We start from the raw sequence: 14155 nt of genomic DNA, 5'->3' as shown, positions 1-14155 counted from the left end.
ATGAAGAAGCTAGGGGGAAACAGAGGAGAGATCAGTGTTCTGGAACTGATTCTGATTCCATTGATTATCTTCTTCGCGGTGTTCTTTTTGATTCAGGGAGGAGACTGGATGAAGATCCGGGTGGATCATGGCAATGATGGCCTGACTGCGAATACCGCAGAATCGCTTGCCAGGATCAATTCAAACAATGGATTGAATTGTCCGGTTGATGGCAGCGATGGCAGATGTCCGCACTGGACGAGCAGCGGATATGTTGCGTATTACGACAATGTGAAGAATACCATTGTTGGAGAGAAGCCTTATGGATATAACGAGGATTCCACGATGGTCATTGATGGAAAGAAGTACTATGGAGATCCCGGAACCATGGTGATCAAAGTCGTGTGCTCAGAGGGAAAGATCATGCTGAGCTGGGAAGAGGGCAGGCAATGAGGCTGAGTTCTTTTTCCATCGGATTCCAGATCTGGGTGATTGTATTATGCTTCTTTCTCGGGGCTGCTTTAGGCAGTTTCATGAACTGCATTGCCGGAAGGATTGTAAGGCATGAGGACTGGATTCATGGGCGTTCGAAGTGCGATGCCTGCGGTCATGTGCTTGGCTGGAGAGATCTGATTCCGGTATTCACCTATCTGCTTGCTAAGGGCAGATGCAGATACTGCGGAGCGAAGATTCCTTCTGACTGCTTATGGACAGAGGCTGGCTTAGGACTTCTGTTCGTATTCTTTGCGGAGTGGTTCGGATTGAGCATGGAAACAGTCAGGGCCATGGGACTGGCGAGCATTCTTCTCGGATTATCGCTGGTGGATCTGGAGAGCTATGAGATTCCGGATGGATTCATCATTGCCGGGATTGTCTGGTGGGGAATCTGTCTTCCGTTTATGGGTGAATCCATCGGCTCCCTGGTGAAGAATGGACTGATCGGAGGCTTTGCGATTGCCGGAGGCATGCTTGCTTTCTCGCTTCTCTTTGATAAGATCACAGGGAAGGACAGCATGGGCGGGGGAGATATCAAGCTGTATTTCATGGTGTCGCTGTATCTCGGCCCGGCAGAAGGTTTTCTGAATCTTATCCTGTCCTGCATCGTGGGCCTTTTATTCGTGTTATTATTACACCGGCAGAAGATACCGTTCGGGCCGTCGATCTCGATCAGTTCTGTGATCTGCCTGCTGGTTGGATTGCCGATTGTAAGCTGGTATTTCAGCTTGTTCTAAAGGGGTTTTGACGTATGGCAAATGGATTGCTTGGTATGGAGTTCGGCTCCAGCCGTCTGAAAATTGCTGAAGTGAGGGATCATAAGCTGGTCAAGTTCTTCGCCGCCGATATGCCTGACAATATCATCCGCAATGGTGAGGTTGTCTCCATGGACGGACTTTCTGACTTCCTGAAGGATGTGCTGAAGGAGCAGAAGTTCACTGCAAAGAAGGTATGTCTTGCTGTCCCGGATGCAGAGACGATTATCCGCCGTCTGCAGTTTCCGCTTATGACCGAAGCCCAGCTGAAGGTGAATCTTCCGTTTGAGTTTCATGATTTCATTACGGGAGAGAAAGATGATTACCTGTTTGACTATGCGATGATCGGCATTGAGAGCGATGAATCCGGGAAGGATACCGGAATGGATCTGCTCGGAGTAGCCGTTTCAAAGCAGAAGATGCTGGATTACCAGACCATGTTTCGGAGGATCGGTCTGAAGCTTGTCGAGGCTGCTCCGGCTTCCCTTGCGATCGGCTGTCTTCTGAACCGGCTGGTTCCGGAAAGCAGAAACCGGGATTTTGCAGTTCTGGATCTTGGCTATCATTCTTCTGATATTCTGATGTTCTCAGATGGCGTCTATGATACCAAGCGGACTTATGAGATTGGCTGTGAAACTATGGCACAGCGGATTGCGGAACAGATGAATTGCGATATTCATATCGCTTCGCTGCACCTGAAGCAGAATAAGGATGGCGTTCTGGACAGTGAGGCGGTTTCAGATATTTCCGGTGAGATTGCCGTCAATGTGATGCGGGCAGTCAATTACTATACGTATGAGAAGCGGGATAATTCCCTGGAAGTGCTGTATGTGACCGGGGGCGGGGCCTGGATTGAACCGCTGGTGAAGCAGATCAGCGATACGGTTCCGCTGAAGGTGGTTCTGCTCAGTTCATTGAAGAATGCAGCAGTTTCTGATGAGGAAGCGCTGATCAGCGGATCGGCAGCCTGCGGGATCTGCTTCTATGGGGAGTGAGGTGCTGATCGATGAGTGAAAAGAAGAGCATCTTTTCAAAGGAAATCAGTCTGAAGCCTGTCAAAGCACGCTATCCGGAAAAGACGTATATCAATCTCGTCATCGACGAGCAGAAAGCAAAGGATCAGAAAGCAATCATCTGGTTTGCGGTGTTTCTGGCGGTTCTGGCAGGATTCGTGAAAGTGGGGATCTATGATCGCCTGGATGAGCTGAATGCTGCGGAAGCGCAGTATAATCAGATGGCCGCGCAGCTCACGAAGCTGCAGGAAGCAAACAGCAGCTATGATTCTGTCAAGAAACAGTATGATGAAGTGACTGACTGGTACATGACGGATGAAGAGAAGATGGAAGCTGACAAGGGCAGTGTCTTCGATATGCTGGATGCCGATATGATGCCGTATGTGAAACTGGAGAATGTCTCGATCAGCGGCAGCACTATTACGGTGCAGACTGGGGTGACGGATCTTTCCACGGTATCGACATTCCTGAAGGCATTGCAGAATGATTCCCGAAATGGGTATGTTACGGTAACGACCGCAGCGGCTTCCGGGGATGAGACCGGAAACCTCGTGACGGCTAGTGTCGTGATTACCTGGGCTACTTCTTCAGAAGGGGGGAATCAGTGATGCTGTCACATGAATTCACGAAACGGGAGAAGATCCTTCTTCTGATCTGTGCAGTTCTGTTCCTCGGGTTCTTCTACTATGAAGTCGTCTACCGCAATGTGCAGGCAAGGCTTGCTGATTACAATACGGATACGCTGGTGACGGAGATTCAGGTCGAGACCGCCAAGGCATCGAAGATCAGCCAGATGCAGCGGGTCATTGAGGACTCGGAAGGAAAAGTCACCGGGGATCTCAGCATCTACAACAATCAGAGCGCAGAGATCACAGCCATGGGTGAGATCTTTGATGAAGATGCAGACAATGTCAGCCTCTCCTGGAGCGATCCGGTATTGACTCAGACGATTGTTCGCAGAGATGTGACGATCTCGTTCCACTGCACTTCCTATCAGAACTTCCGGAATGTTCTGCAGAAGATGTCTGAGATGAAGTACCGTTGTCTGATCAGAGACGTGACGGTTTCCGGCTATGACCGGAATGCGGGAACGGGCATCCAGGATGGCAATGACCTGAATGCATCTATTCAGGTAACCTTCTTCGAGACGACCGAAGGTGCTTCCAATCTCTCTGGTCTTACGGTCAGCCAGGATGACAGCACCACGGATGATACGCTTGGCGATGAACTCCAGAATCGGGCACAGGCTTACAGCAATTAAGCAGGGGCAATGAGCTCCTGCTTTTCTGATGGGAATTGCAGAAGAACTTCGTGACAGGTAAAATGTCTCAAGAGGTATCATGTATGACGAAAAAACCAGTGCTCTGGATCGTGATTCCCTGCTACAACGAGCAGGAGGTGCTGCCCATTACTGCACCGCAGTTTCTGAAGAAGATTCAGGATCTTGCCGGGCAGGGACTGATCGCGGAAGATTCGAGAATTCTGTTTGTCAATGATGGGAGCAAAGATCTCACCTGGAAGATCATCGCGGACCTTGCTGCACAGGATAAGCACTACCTCGGTATTGCCCAGTCCCGAAACCGCGGCCATCAGAATGCCGTGCTTGCCGGACTCATGGAAGCCAAGGATCATTGCGATATCACGATCTCGATTGACTGCGATGGCCAGGATGACATCAATGCCATGGATCAGATGGTGAAGGAATATCTGAACGGGGCAGAGATTGTATATGGCGTGCGGTCGAAGCGGGATACAGATACGTGGTTCAAGCGGACCAGCGCGGAGTCATTCTATAAATTCATGAATCGGATGGGCGTAGAGACGGTATATAACCATGCGGATTACCGTCTGGTGAGTTCACGGGTGCTGCAGCATTTTGCCGACTTCCGGGAAGTGAATATCTTTCTCAGAGGCATGTTTCCGCTGGTTGGCTTCAAAAGTACGTGCGTGTACTATGAGCGCCATGAGCGCTTGGCAGGGAAGAGCCACTATCCGCTGAAGAAGATGATCAATCTTGCGGTGGATGGCATCACCAGTCTTTCGATTGAGCCGATTCATCTGATCGCAAAGCTCGGCATCCTCGTCTCACTGATCGGCATCATCGGCATCATCTGGGCAATCGTGAGAGCCGTAAGCGGCCATACCGTGGCAGGCTGGGCTTCGCTGGTATGCATCATCTGCTTCTTAGGAGGGATTATCTTATTAAGCCTCGGCATTATCGGCGAGTATGTCGGAAAGACATACATGGAGTCCAAGCATCGCCCGCGCTATATCATCAGCGAACGGACTTCTGATCAGAAAGAAGATAAAGACTGACGGTTATTCCGCATGGTGTTAAAATAGAATTAACAAAGGGGCAGATTCATTTTTAAGATCATGCAGACGGAACACATTCGAACATGGTGCCGGAACCATTTTGATGCGAAAGCTTTTCCGGCTTCTCATCTGGAGATGGCATTCCGGACAAATCTGAGGTTTTCGGGAAGCCTGGCAGTCTTTTCGATGGCTGCGTTGTTTGTCATCTATCGGAATACCGTATGGAAGATCGGGCTATGCCCGAGGATCGTCTATCTTCTGCTCTGTGCAGAAGTGATGATCAGCGGGCTTGTGCTGCTTGCCTCAAAGAAACGGGAAGTATGTAGATCAGAAAAAAAATACAGGAAGTATCTGAACTTCTATATCTTTTCCATATGCCTGGTCAGTCCCTGCATTGCGACCCTGGATTACCTGGCAAAGGGCCAGGAGATCTTCTTTGTTCCGCTGACGGCTGCCGTATTCTGCGGGCTCTGCATTCCGCCGATCTACGGTCTGGTTCTGCCGTTTGTATCGTACCTGCTGATTCCGTTTATCATCACGAGTGCGATGGAGATCCGGATCGCGTTTCATCCGGTCATGTGGTTTCTGACGATTCTGATGAGTGCGGTTGCACTTCTGAGATGGGATTTCATCGGCGATCTTGCAAGCATGGAAGCCAGGCTGACGGAAACGAATCAGCGGCTGAAGAATGTCAGTGAGCGTGATGAGCTGACTGGTCTTCGAAACCGCATGGGATTGCGGAATGATTATGACCGCTATGCGAATATGCGGCTCATCGTAGGCATGGCAGATATCGATAATTTCAAGTTTTACAACGATACGTATGGTCATGATGTCGGCGATCTGATCCTGAAAGATATGGCGGACAACCTGAAGAAGCAGTTCGGAGAAGCTGGGGTCTACCGGTTCGGCGGCGACGAGTTTCTGATTATCCAGACCGGCCTTGACAGGCAGGACTTCGAACGGACCGCCGTGAAGTGGAAGAAGAGCCTGAAGCCCCGCATGTTCGGGACGCTGGAATTATGCCCGGAGTTCACGCTCGGGTTTGTCTATGGCAATACGCATGGCACGGATGATCTGAGAAAGATGATCTCGCAGGCGGATGAGCAGCTGTATGAAGGCAAAGCGTCCGGCAAGGGAAGAATCAGCGGTTCGCCGTTTCTGGATGGTTCCCGGAAGCCGGAATACGATCATGAGAATGCGCCGCGCGTGCTGGATGCCGATCCATTGACCGGTCTTCCCAATGCGATGTATTTCCGCGTGAAGTCAGATCTTCAGGCAGAAGCACTGCGCAAGGCGGGAAAAGATCCGGTGCTGATCTACACGAGCATCGATGAGTTCCAGAGCTTTGAGAGGAATCAGGGCTTTGCGGCAGGGGATCAGCTGCTCAAAGAGCTTGCCGAAGATCTCCGGAAGGTATTTCCTTCTGATCTGGTCTGCCGCTTCTCGGAAGATCATTTCCTGGTTCTGACAGATCGGGAAGGAGTAAAGCACATGCAGGAGACCTTCCCGGAGATGGTTTCTGCTTCGGCTGTGCTTTCTGTGATGCGGATCCATATGGGTCTCTATGCCTGCGGCAGAAATACTTCCGGTGCGCTGGACAGCGTGGATTGTGCTCGTCTGGCTTCGGAAGAGATCCGCAATACGGATTTCATGTGCTTCTGGTATGACTGGAATCTTCAGCAGAAGAAGAGCCGGAATGCCTATGTTCTGACCCATCTGACCGAAGCAATTGAGAAGCGGAGAATTGAGGTGCGGTTTCTGCCGGCAGTCCGGTTTGTGAGTCAGAAGACTTGTGAACTCGAAATCATCTCAGTCTGGAATGATCCGAAATGGGGACTGATGCAGGAAGAAGTCTATCTCCCGGCGCTTGAAGAAGCAGGCAGGGCTACGGAACTGAATCGCTATCTGCTGGATGAGAGCATTGCGATCATGGCTCAGCGGAAACTGGCAGGACAGGCATGCGTACCGCTGGTCCGCAAGCTGTCCTCCAAGGAATTTCTGGATCAGAAATTTCGAAGACATGGACTGCAGCTCATTGATTCTTCCGGGCTTCCGCGCAGCATCCTGTCATTCGGCATTTCTGAGAGTGCCTTCAGCACAGAAAATCGGGCTCTGAACCGCGAAGTCAGAACGATGCGCCAGCAGGGCTTCCGGGTATGGCTGGATGATTTCGGAGCTGGCAGTATGGCGATGAACGGCTTGCTGGAGCCGGAGTTTGATGCGATGCGGATCAATCTTTCCACGCTGAAGCATCATCAGGAAACCGGCAGGTATCAGGAAATCCTTACAGGGATGCTGTCACTTGGCCGAACGATTCATCTGACGTCCGTCGTTTCCGGTACCAGCGGAAGCGAAGAAGAAACGATGCTGATGCTCGAAGGATGCCAGAAGCTGCAGAAGACTGCAGCGGAAGCAGCTTTCCCGGCCGATCAGCTGGAAGAACGCCTGAAGGCCGGCTTCCTGCCGCCGCTGGAAGAAATGTCCCTGCGGACTTATTACGATACAATCGGTTCAATCCGGCTCAGGATTTCGCCCTCGAAGATGGCACCAGCTCCTTCAGCAGTCTTTGAAGAGAAAGAAGGGCACTGCCGGTGCCTGCGCTGGAATCACGAGTTTCTGGATCTGCTTGAAGTTTTTGATATTCATGGGATCAGCCAGCTGAACGAAAAGCTGGAAACGGAACCATATCGTTCTCTTGCTGAAAAGCAGATTGAAGGAGCCCTGAAGGATCAGAGATGGCGGGCAATCCGGTTTCCGGATCAGGTATCCATGAACGGTGCATGCCGCTTTGCGGCTTGCAATGATTCTGATCATCGGACTGCAGTGCTGACCGTATTCTTCGGGCCGCTGCAGAACTCGATTGGGACACCAGAAGCGTAATGTTCGAAAAACAACATTCTGATTCTGAAAGAACCGCAGTCTGAAGGACTTCTGCTTCGGATCTGACAGGAGAAAAGCTCTGGAGAAACCGGTCAGGGAAGCAGGGATGCGCTATGAAATTGCTGTAGCAGGACAATAACGGGATGCTATAATGAATTCCGGGAAATGAGGTCAGAAATGTATAAGCGTGTACTACTGAAACTGAGCGGCGAAGCACTTTCCGGTCAGGAGAAGAATTTTGATCCTGCAATCCTCAGACATCTGGCTGAGGAAATCAAAGAAGCAAGCGCACTTGGCGTGCAGATCGCAATCGTAGTCGGGGGCGGAAATTTCATCCGCGGCAAGACGGTTGCGGAAATCGGCATTGACCGGGTCCAGGGTGATTATATGGGCATGCTCGCAACTATTATCAATGCGCTGGCTCTGCAATCAAGCCTGGAAGGCATCGGCGTGGATACCCGTGTGCAGACAAGCATTGATATTCCGAAGGTTGCGGAACCGTTCATTCAGAGAAGAGCGGTCAGACATCTGGGAAAAGGGAGAGTCGTGATCTTCGGCGGCGGCACCGGCAGTCCGTATTTCTCCACGGATACGACGGCGGCGCTGCGTGCATCAGAAATCAAGGCAGATGTGATTCTGATGGCAAAGAACGGCGTCGACGGCGTCTATTCCGCTGATCCTAAGAAAGATCCGAATGCGACCCGCTACAGTCATCTGACCTATATGGATCTATTGAACAAGGGTCTTCAGGTCATGGACAGCACGGCGACCAGCATGTGCATGGACAACCACATGAAGCTGATGGTGTTCAACATGAATCAGCCTGGCAATATCGTGAAGGCAGTACGCGGTGAAGAAATCGGCACCGTCATTGAATAGGACATAAGGAGAGAAAAGTATGGCTTACCCGATCGTTGAATCATCCGAAACAAAGATGCAGAAACAGATTGAACACCTCAGAGAAGAACTCAATACTGTCCGTACCGGCATGGCGAATCCGAACATGCTTGCAGATGTGAACGTGGATTATTACGGCAGTCCGACACCCCTGAACCAGATCGCTTCCATCAAGGTGGAAGAAGGAAGAACCCTTGTCGTAAAGCCATTTGATCCATCTTCTCTCAAGAATATCGAAAAGGCCATCAATATGGCTGATCTCGGTATCGCTCCGCAGAATGACGGCAAGGTCGTCCGTCTGTCTGTGCCGCAGCTGACCGGTGAAACCCGCAAGGAGATGACCAAGAAGGTCGGCAAGATTGCTGAAGAAACCAAAGTTGCGATCCGCAATATCCGCAGAGATGCGAATGCGGCAATCAAGAAGGACAAGACCATGGATGAAGACATCCAGAAGGATGCCGAGAACGAGATTCAGAAGCTGACTGACAAGTACAACAAGCAGGCAGATGAACTCGCTGACAAGAAGAACAAGGAAGTTCTGAAAGTGTGACCGATGACATCCGGAGCATTGCTGCCCGGATGTTTTCTGTACAAGGAATCCATGTCCATTCTGGAATTGCAATGCAAAGTGCAAGCGTTTAAAATTGAAGTAAAGCAACCACATCAGATTTTACAAAGGAGGAAAGAAAACTGATGAAAAAAGTCTTATCATTGACCCTTGCCGCGCTGATGTCTCTCAGCCTGGCCGGCTGCGGAGGAGGTTCTTCTGCAGCAGCTACCTCAGCAGCAGCTGCTTCAGAGGCCGCTTCCGAAGCCGCTTCCGAAGCACCGGCAGAAACTGCCGCAGCAGCTGCAGAATCTTCTGACATGAAGGTTGCGATGATCACCGACTATGGTGACATCACTGACAAGTCCTTCAACCAGACTACTTACGAAGCATCCAAGGCATTCTGCGATGAGAACGGGATCGAATTCGAGTACAAGAAGCCGGCAAGCGATGCAGATGCAGACCGTGAAGCTTCGATCGAAGATGCAATTTCCGAAGGCTACAACGTCATCGTCATGCCGGGCTTTGCATTTGCACAGGCAATCGCAGATGAAGCACCGCTTTATCCGGATGTGAAGTTCGTCGCTCTCGACGTTGCGCAGGCTGACCTCGATTCGGCTGCAGGCGGAACGTTCTCTGCTGACAATGTCTATTCCGCAGTCTACAAGGAAGAGCTGGCTGGCTACATGGCAGGATATGCTGCTGTGAAACTCGGCTATACGAAGCTCGGCTTCCTCGGCGGCATGGCAGTTCCGTCTGTTGTCCGCTATGGCTCCGGTTTTGTTCAGGGTGCTAACGATGCGGCAAAGGAACTCGGAAATACTGCTGATGTCGAAGTGAAGTATGTATACGGCGGCCAGTTCTACGGCGACGCTGATATCACTTCCGTCATGGATACCTGGTATCAGAGCGGCACAGAAGTTGTCTTCGCATGCGGCGGCGGCATCTACAGCTCGGCTGCAGAAGCAGCAGTCAAGACCGGCGGCAAGGTGATCGGCGTTGATGTTGACCAGGCTGCTACGATTGACGGCGACTATGGCGAGGGCATCACGGTCACTTCTGCGATGAAGGGTCTGGCTGCTACGGTCAATACGCTGCTTTCCGCAATCCGCGATGGCAAGTGGGATGAATACAAGGGCAAGGTTGAAACTCTTGGCATCGTCTCCGATGAGCCGAGCGAGAACTATGTGCAGCTGCCTGATGATACGCAGTGGGGCGATGGCTTCACCCAGGATGACTACAAGCAGCTGGTTGCAGATCTGCACAGCGGCAAGATCACGGTTGACAATTCCATCGATGCACTGCCGACGGTTGATATCGCCGTTGATGATCAGGGTTCTATCAAGGGCTGATCTGAATCACACTATCATTGCCTGCAGAGGGTTCGTCCCTCTGCTTTTTTTCTGCTTTGCAGGAACCTGAATCTTCCGGTTTTATGAAAGAGCTGGTTTTTCTGAAACCATCATTGCTTCAGTATTTCTGAAAAGACTGCGTAAAGGAATGCGGGAATTCGTTCTTTTTCTCATGAAAGTCCTGCATGCATGATCTGGTGAAGTGAATTTATTCCTTCATCGGTCTCTGATTCCGGTATAATTTATAGTAAAGCAACCGTTTTCAGAAAATAGGAAGGGAGGACAATTATGGCAGAGGAACAGTGCCCGTATGCAGTAGAAATGCTGCATATTACAAAGCGTTTCCCCGGAATTGTCGCAAATGATGATGTTACCCTTCAGCTGAAGAAGGGAGAGATTCATGCGCTGCTTGGAGAGAATGGCGCAGGCAAGTCAACCCTGATGTCCGTATTGTTCGGAATGATTCAGCCGGAAGAAGGAGTCATCAAGCTGAATGGAAAAGAAGTGCAGATCAATGATCCGAATGATGCCAATGCTTATGGCATTGGCATGGTTCATCAGCACTTCAAGCTGGTCCAGGTTTTCACCGTTCTTGAGAATATCATGCTCGGTGTAGAAACCACGAAGCATGGCATCCTGCAGAAGGAGGAAGCCAGAAAGAAAGTCGTGGAGCTCAGCGAGCGCTATGGCCTTTCGGTAGATCCGGATGCGAAGATCCAGGATATCACCGTAGGCATGCAGCAGAGAACCGAGATTCTCAAGATGCTCTACCGGGATAATGACATTCTGATCTTCGATGAGCCGACGGCAGTACTGACTCCGCAGGAAATTGAAGAACTCATGCAGATCATGAAGAATCTGGCCAAAGAGGGGAAGTCGATCCTGTTCATTTCCCATAAGCTCAATGAGATCATGGAAGTAGCTGACCGGGTTACGGTCCTGCGCAAAGGCAAGTGCATCGGCACGGTCGATGTCAGCGACACGACGCCGGAAGAACTGAGCCGCATGATGGTCGGAAGACCCGTCCAGCTGGTCGTGGACAAGAAGCCGGCCCATCCGGGAGAAACGGTTCTCGAAGTCAGAGATCTCACGATTGCCAGCAAGGTTCATAAGAACAATGCAGTAAAGCATGTCAGCTTTGATGTTCATGCCGGAGAAATCGTCTGCATTGCCGGTATTGACGGAAATGGCCAGACCGAGCTTGTCTATGGCATCACCGGTCTTGAGAATGCGGTCAGCGGCACGGTGAAGCTGTGCGGAAAGGACATCACGAATGCACCGATCCGCGAACGCTCGGAAGAAATGTCTCATATTCCGGAAGACCGTCAGAAACACGGACTGGTTCTGGATTATCCGCTGGATTACAATCTCGTGCTGGAACGCTATTTTCAGCCGGAATTCACTACCAGGGCAGGCTTTCTGAAAAAACCGGCCATCCGGAGCTATGCAGAGAAGCTCATTGAAGAATATGACATCCGCTCCGCGCTTGGACCGGCTACGATTGTCCGCAACATGTCCGGCGGCAACCAGCAGAAGGCAATTGTTGCAAGAGAGCTTGATAAGCATCATAAGCTTCTCGTTGCGGTTCAGCCGACCAGAGGTCTTGATGTCGGCGCAATTGAGAATATCCATCGTCAGCTGGTCGCCCAGCGCGATGCCGGCGATGCCGTGCTGCTGGTCTCTCTGGAACTGGATGAAGTCATGAATGTCAGCGACCGCATTCTGGTCATGTATGAAGGAGAGATTGTCGGTGACCTCGATCCGAAGAAGATCACGACCGATGAACTTGGCCTCTACATGGCAGGTGCGAAACGCATGAAGGAAGGAGCAGACGCATGAAGAACAGGAAAGGCAGCCTGCTGGAGAGCGAAGGATTCCGTACCTTCCTCTCCTCGATGATCTGCATTCTGGTCGGACTTCTGATCGGCTGGGTGGTTCTCACCATCATCAATCCTTCCGGATCAGGCGAAGCAATCATCACGATTCTCCTCAACTTTCTGACCAAGTCCACCGGACCTGCCAGACTCAAAGCACTCGGCAATACACTTGCCAAGACGGCACCGCTGCTGATGTGCGCACTGAGCATCTGCTTCTGCTACAAGACCGGACTCTTCAATATCGGTGCAGCCGGTCAGTATGAAGTCGGAGCAGGAGCTGCATTATATGCTGCCCTTGCGTGGAACTGGCCATGGTATCTGTGTCTGCTCTTTGCGGCAGCTGCCGGGGCATTGCTCGGCGCGATTTCCGGCGCCCTCAAGGCATACCGCAATGTCAACGAAGTTATCTCCGGCATCATGCTGAACTGGATCGGTCTTTATTTCGTGAACATGATCCTCGGTTCCGGAGCTCCGAAAGACAGTGCCAGCCCTTATACGAAGAAACTGGCCAGTGCCAATGCTTCGGCTGTACTGCCGAGTCTCGGACTGGATAAGCTCTTTGCCAACAACCGCACGGTCACGATTGCGATTCCGCTTTCGATTCTGTTTGCCATTCTCATCAGCGTCGTCCTGAACCGGACCCGCTTCGGATATGAACTCAAGGCAACCGGATACAACCGTGAGGCAGCCCGCTATGCCGGCATGAAGGAAAAGAAGAATGTCATCCTGACTCTTGCCATCGGCGGTGCACTGGCCGGTATCGGGGCAGCGTTCCTGTTCCTTTCTACCTATCAGGAATGGTCCACGACCCAGACTTCCGTCCCGGCTATGGGCTTCAACGGCATCGCTGCAACCTTCTTAGGAGGACTTTCTCCGATCGGTTCCATCTTCGCTTCCTTCTTCATTCAGCAGATCACCGATGGCGGTTCGCTGATTGATAAAGCAATCTATCCATCGCAGATCTCAGACCTGATTTCCTCGATTATCATCTATCTCTGCGGATTTGTCGGCTTCTTCCGGTTCATGATGAAGCAGCACGCAGCTGGCCGCCGAGAGAAGAATGACGGAGAAAAGAAGAAAGAGGAGGAGAAATAACTATGCTGCTGTTAGTGCAATATACTCTGATCTTCGCATCCGTGCTGATGCTGGTAGCTCTTGGCGGATGTTTCTCGGAACATTCCGGTGTCATCAACCTCGGCCTGGAGGGAATCATGGTTATGGGTGCCCTCGGCGGCGCGCTTGCCATGAAGTACATGGGTGCTGATGCCTCAGCCCCGGCCATCATCTTCGGCACGACGCTTGCAGCAATTGCCTGCGGCGTTGTCTTCTCGCTGCTGCTGGCCTTTGCCTGCGTGAACTTCAATGCAGACCAGACCCTCGTCGGAACTGCAATGAACCTGCTGGCAACTGCATTCGCAACGATCATCGCCAGAGCCATCAATACAGCGGAAGACCCGAACAACGTCTCGAATACTATTCAGTACATCCAGCAGAAGAAAGCGCTGATCGTGAATATCAATGGTTTTGAATTCAGCTGGTTCATGCTGTTTGCCCTGGTCGCTTTGATTCTTGCCTACATCATCCTGTACAAGACCCGCTTCGGGCTCCGTCTGATTGCCTGCGGCGAAAACCCTCAGGCAGCCGATTCCGTCGGCATCAATGTCTACAAGATGCGCTGGGCGGGCGTTCTGATCTCCGGACTTCTCGGCGGACTGGGCGGGATCGTCTATATCACCGCCGGTGTCTCCGAATGGAAATTCGAAGTAGGCGCTGCCGGCTTCGGCTTTCTGTCTCTTGCCGTTATGATCTTCGGTCAGTGGAAACCGCAGCGCATTGCCTTAGCCGCATTGATGTTCGGCTTCTTCCGGGCATTATCCAATGTCTATTCCGGCATTGCCTTCCTGAATGCACTGAACATCGATTCGAAGATCTATAACATGATGCCTTACATCATCTCGCTGATCGTCCTTGCATTCACATCGAGGAACTCTGCCGCACCGAAAGCAGAAGGCATCCCCTACGAGAAGGGATCCAGGTAGCA

General features: G+C 51.4%; 13 protein-coding genes. All 13 read left to right on the top strand.

The window, feature by feature from the left end:
• On the top strand, positions 1–432 hold the full coding sequence (locus C7E00_RS09355; protein ID WP_105304041.1) for a hypothetical protein: 432 nt from the start codon (positions 1–3) through the stop codon (positions 430–432).
• On the top strand, positions 429–1211 hold the full coding sequence (locus tag C7E00_RS09350; RefSeq protein ID WP_105304040.1) for a prepilin peptidase: 783 nt from the start codon (positions 429–431) through the stop codon (positions 1209–1211). Before C7E00_RS09355 ends, C7E00_RS09350 begins: the two co-directional genes overlap by 4 nt.
• A 14-nt stretch (positions 1212–1225) precedes the next feature.
• Positions 1226–2224, top strand: coding sequence for a pilus assembly protein PilM (gene pilM / locus C7E00_RS09345; RefSeq protein ID WP_105304039.1), 999 nt, complete (start codon positions 1226–1228; stop codon positions 2222–2224).
• An 11-nt stretch (positions 2225–2235) separates the two neighbouring features.
• On the top strand, positions 2236–2850 hold the full coding sequence (locus C7E00_RS09340; protein WP_105304038.1) for a hypothetical protein: 615 nt from the start codon (positions 2236–2238) through the stop codon (positions 2848–2850).
• Positions 2850–3503: a hypothetical protein gene (locus C7E00_RS09335; RefSeq protein ID WP_105304037.1), complete on the top strand. Its 654-nt coding sequence runs from the start codon at positions 2850–2852 to the stop codon at positions 3501–3503. The genes C7E00_RS09340 and C7E00_RS09335 overlap by 1 nt, the downstream gene beginning before the upstream one ends.
• Positions 3504–3586: 83 nt before the next feature.
• Entirely contained in the window at positions 3587–4558 is a 972-nt protein-coding gene (locus C7E00_RS09330) for a glycosyltransferase family 2 protein (RefSeq protein WP_105304036.1), read from the top strand.
• Positions 4559–4618: 60 nt separating this feature from the next.
• Positions 4619–7441 (top strand): diguanylate cyclase domain-containing protein, encoded by a 2823-nt coding sequence (locus C7E00_RS09325; RefSeq protein WP_105304035.1) that lies wholly within the window; start codon positions 4619–4621, stop codon positions 7439–7441.
• Positions 7442–7618: 177 nt separating this feature from the next.
• Positions 7619–8320 (top strand): UMP kinase, encoded by a 702-nt coding sequence (gene pyrH, locus C7E00_RS09320; RefSeq protein ID WP_105304920.1) that lies wholly within the window; start codon positions 7619–7621, stop codon positions 8318–8320.
• 19 nt (positions 8321–8339) lie between these two features.
• Positions 8340–8888, top strand: coding sequence for a ribosome recycling factor (gene frr, locus C7E00_RS09315; protein ID WP_105304034.1), 549 nt, complete (start codon positions 8340–8342; stop codon positions 8886–8888).
• Between the two features lie 143 nt (positions 8889–9031).
• Positions 9032–10237: a BMP family ABC transporter substrate-binding protein gene (locus tag C7E00_RS09310; protein ID WP_105304033.1), complete on the top strand. Its 1206-nt coding sequence runs from the start codon at positions 9032–9034 to the stop codon at positions 10235–10237.
• A 288-nt stretch (positions 10238–10525) separates the two neighbouring features.
• Positions 10526–12076 carry an ABC transporter ATP-binding protein gene (locus C7E00_RS09305; protein ID WP_105304032.1) on the top strand — a complete coding sequence of 517 codons (1551 nt, stop codon included), beginning with the start codon at positions 10526–10528 and terminating at the stop codon, positions 12074–12076.
• The gene (locus tag C7E00_RS09300) at positions 12073–13209 is read left to right on the top strand and encodes an ABC transporter permease (RefSeq protein WP_105304031.1); all 1137 of its coding nucleotides are present in this window, start codon (positions 12073–12075) and stop codon (positions 13207–13209) included. The genes C7E00_RS09305 and C7E00_RS09300 overlap by 4 nt, the downstream gene beginning before the upstream one ends.
• A 2-nt stretch (positions 13210–13211) precedes the next feature.
• Positions 13212–14153: an ABC transporter permease gene (locus C7E00_RS09295; protein WP_105304030.1), complete on the top strand. Its 942-nt coding sequence runs from the start codon at positions 13212–13214 to the stop codon at positions 14151–14153.
• Positions 14154–14155 lie beyond the last annotated feature (2 nt).

This window comes from Anaerolactibacter massiliensis (assembly GCF_900290205.1).
GTDB lineage: Bacteria > Bacillota_I > Bacilli_A > Erysipelotrichales > Erysipelotrichaceae > Bulleidia > Bulleidia intestinalis.
Note: the sequence above shows the minus strand (reverse complement) of the source record. Positions and strands in the feature narration are given on the sequence as shown.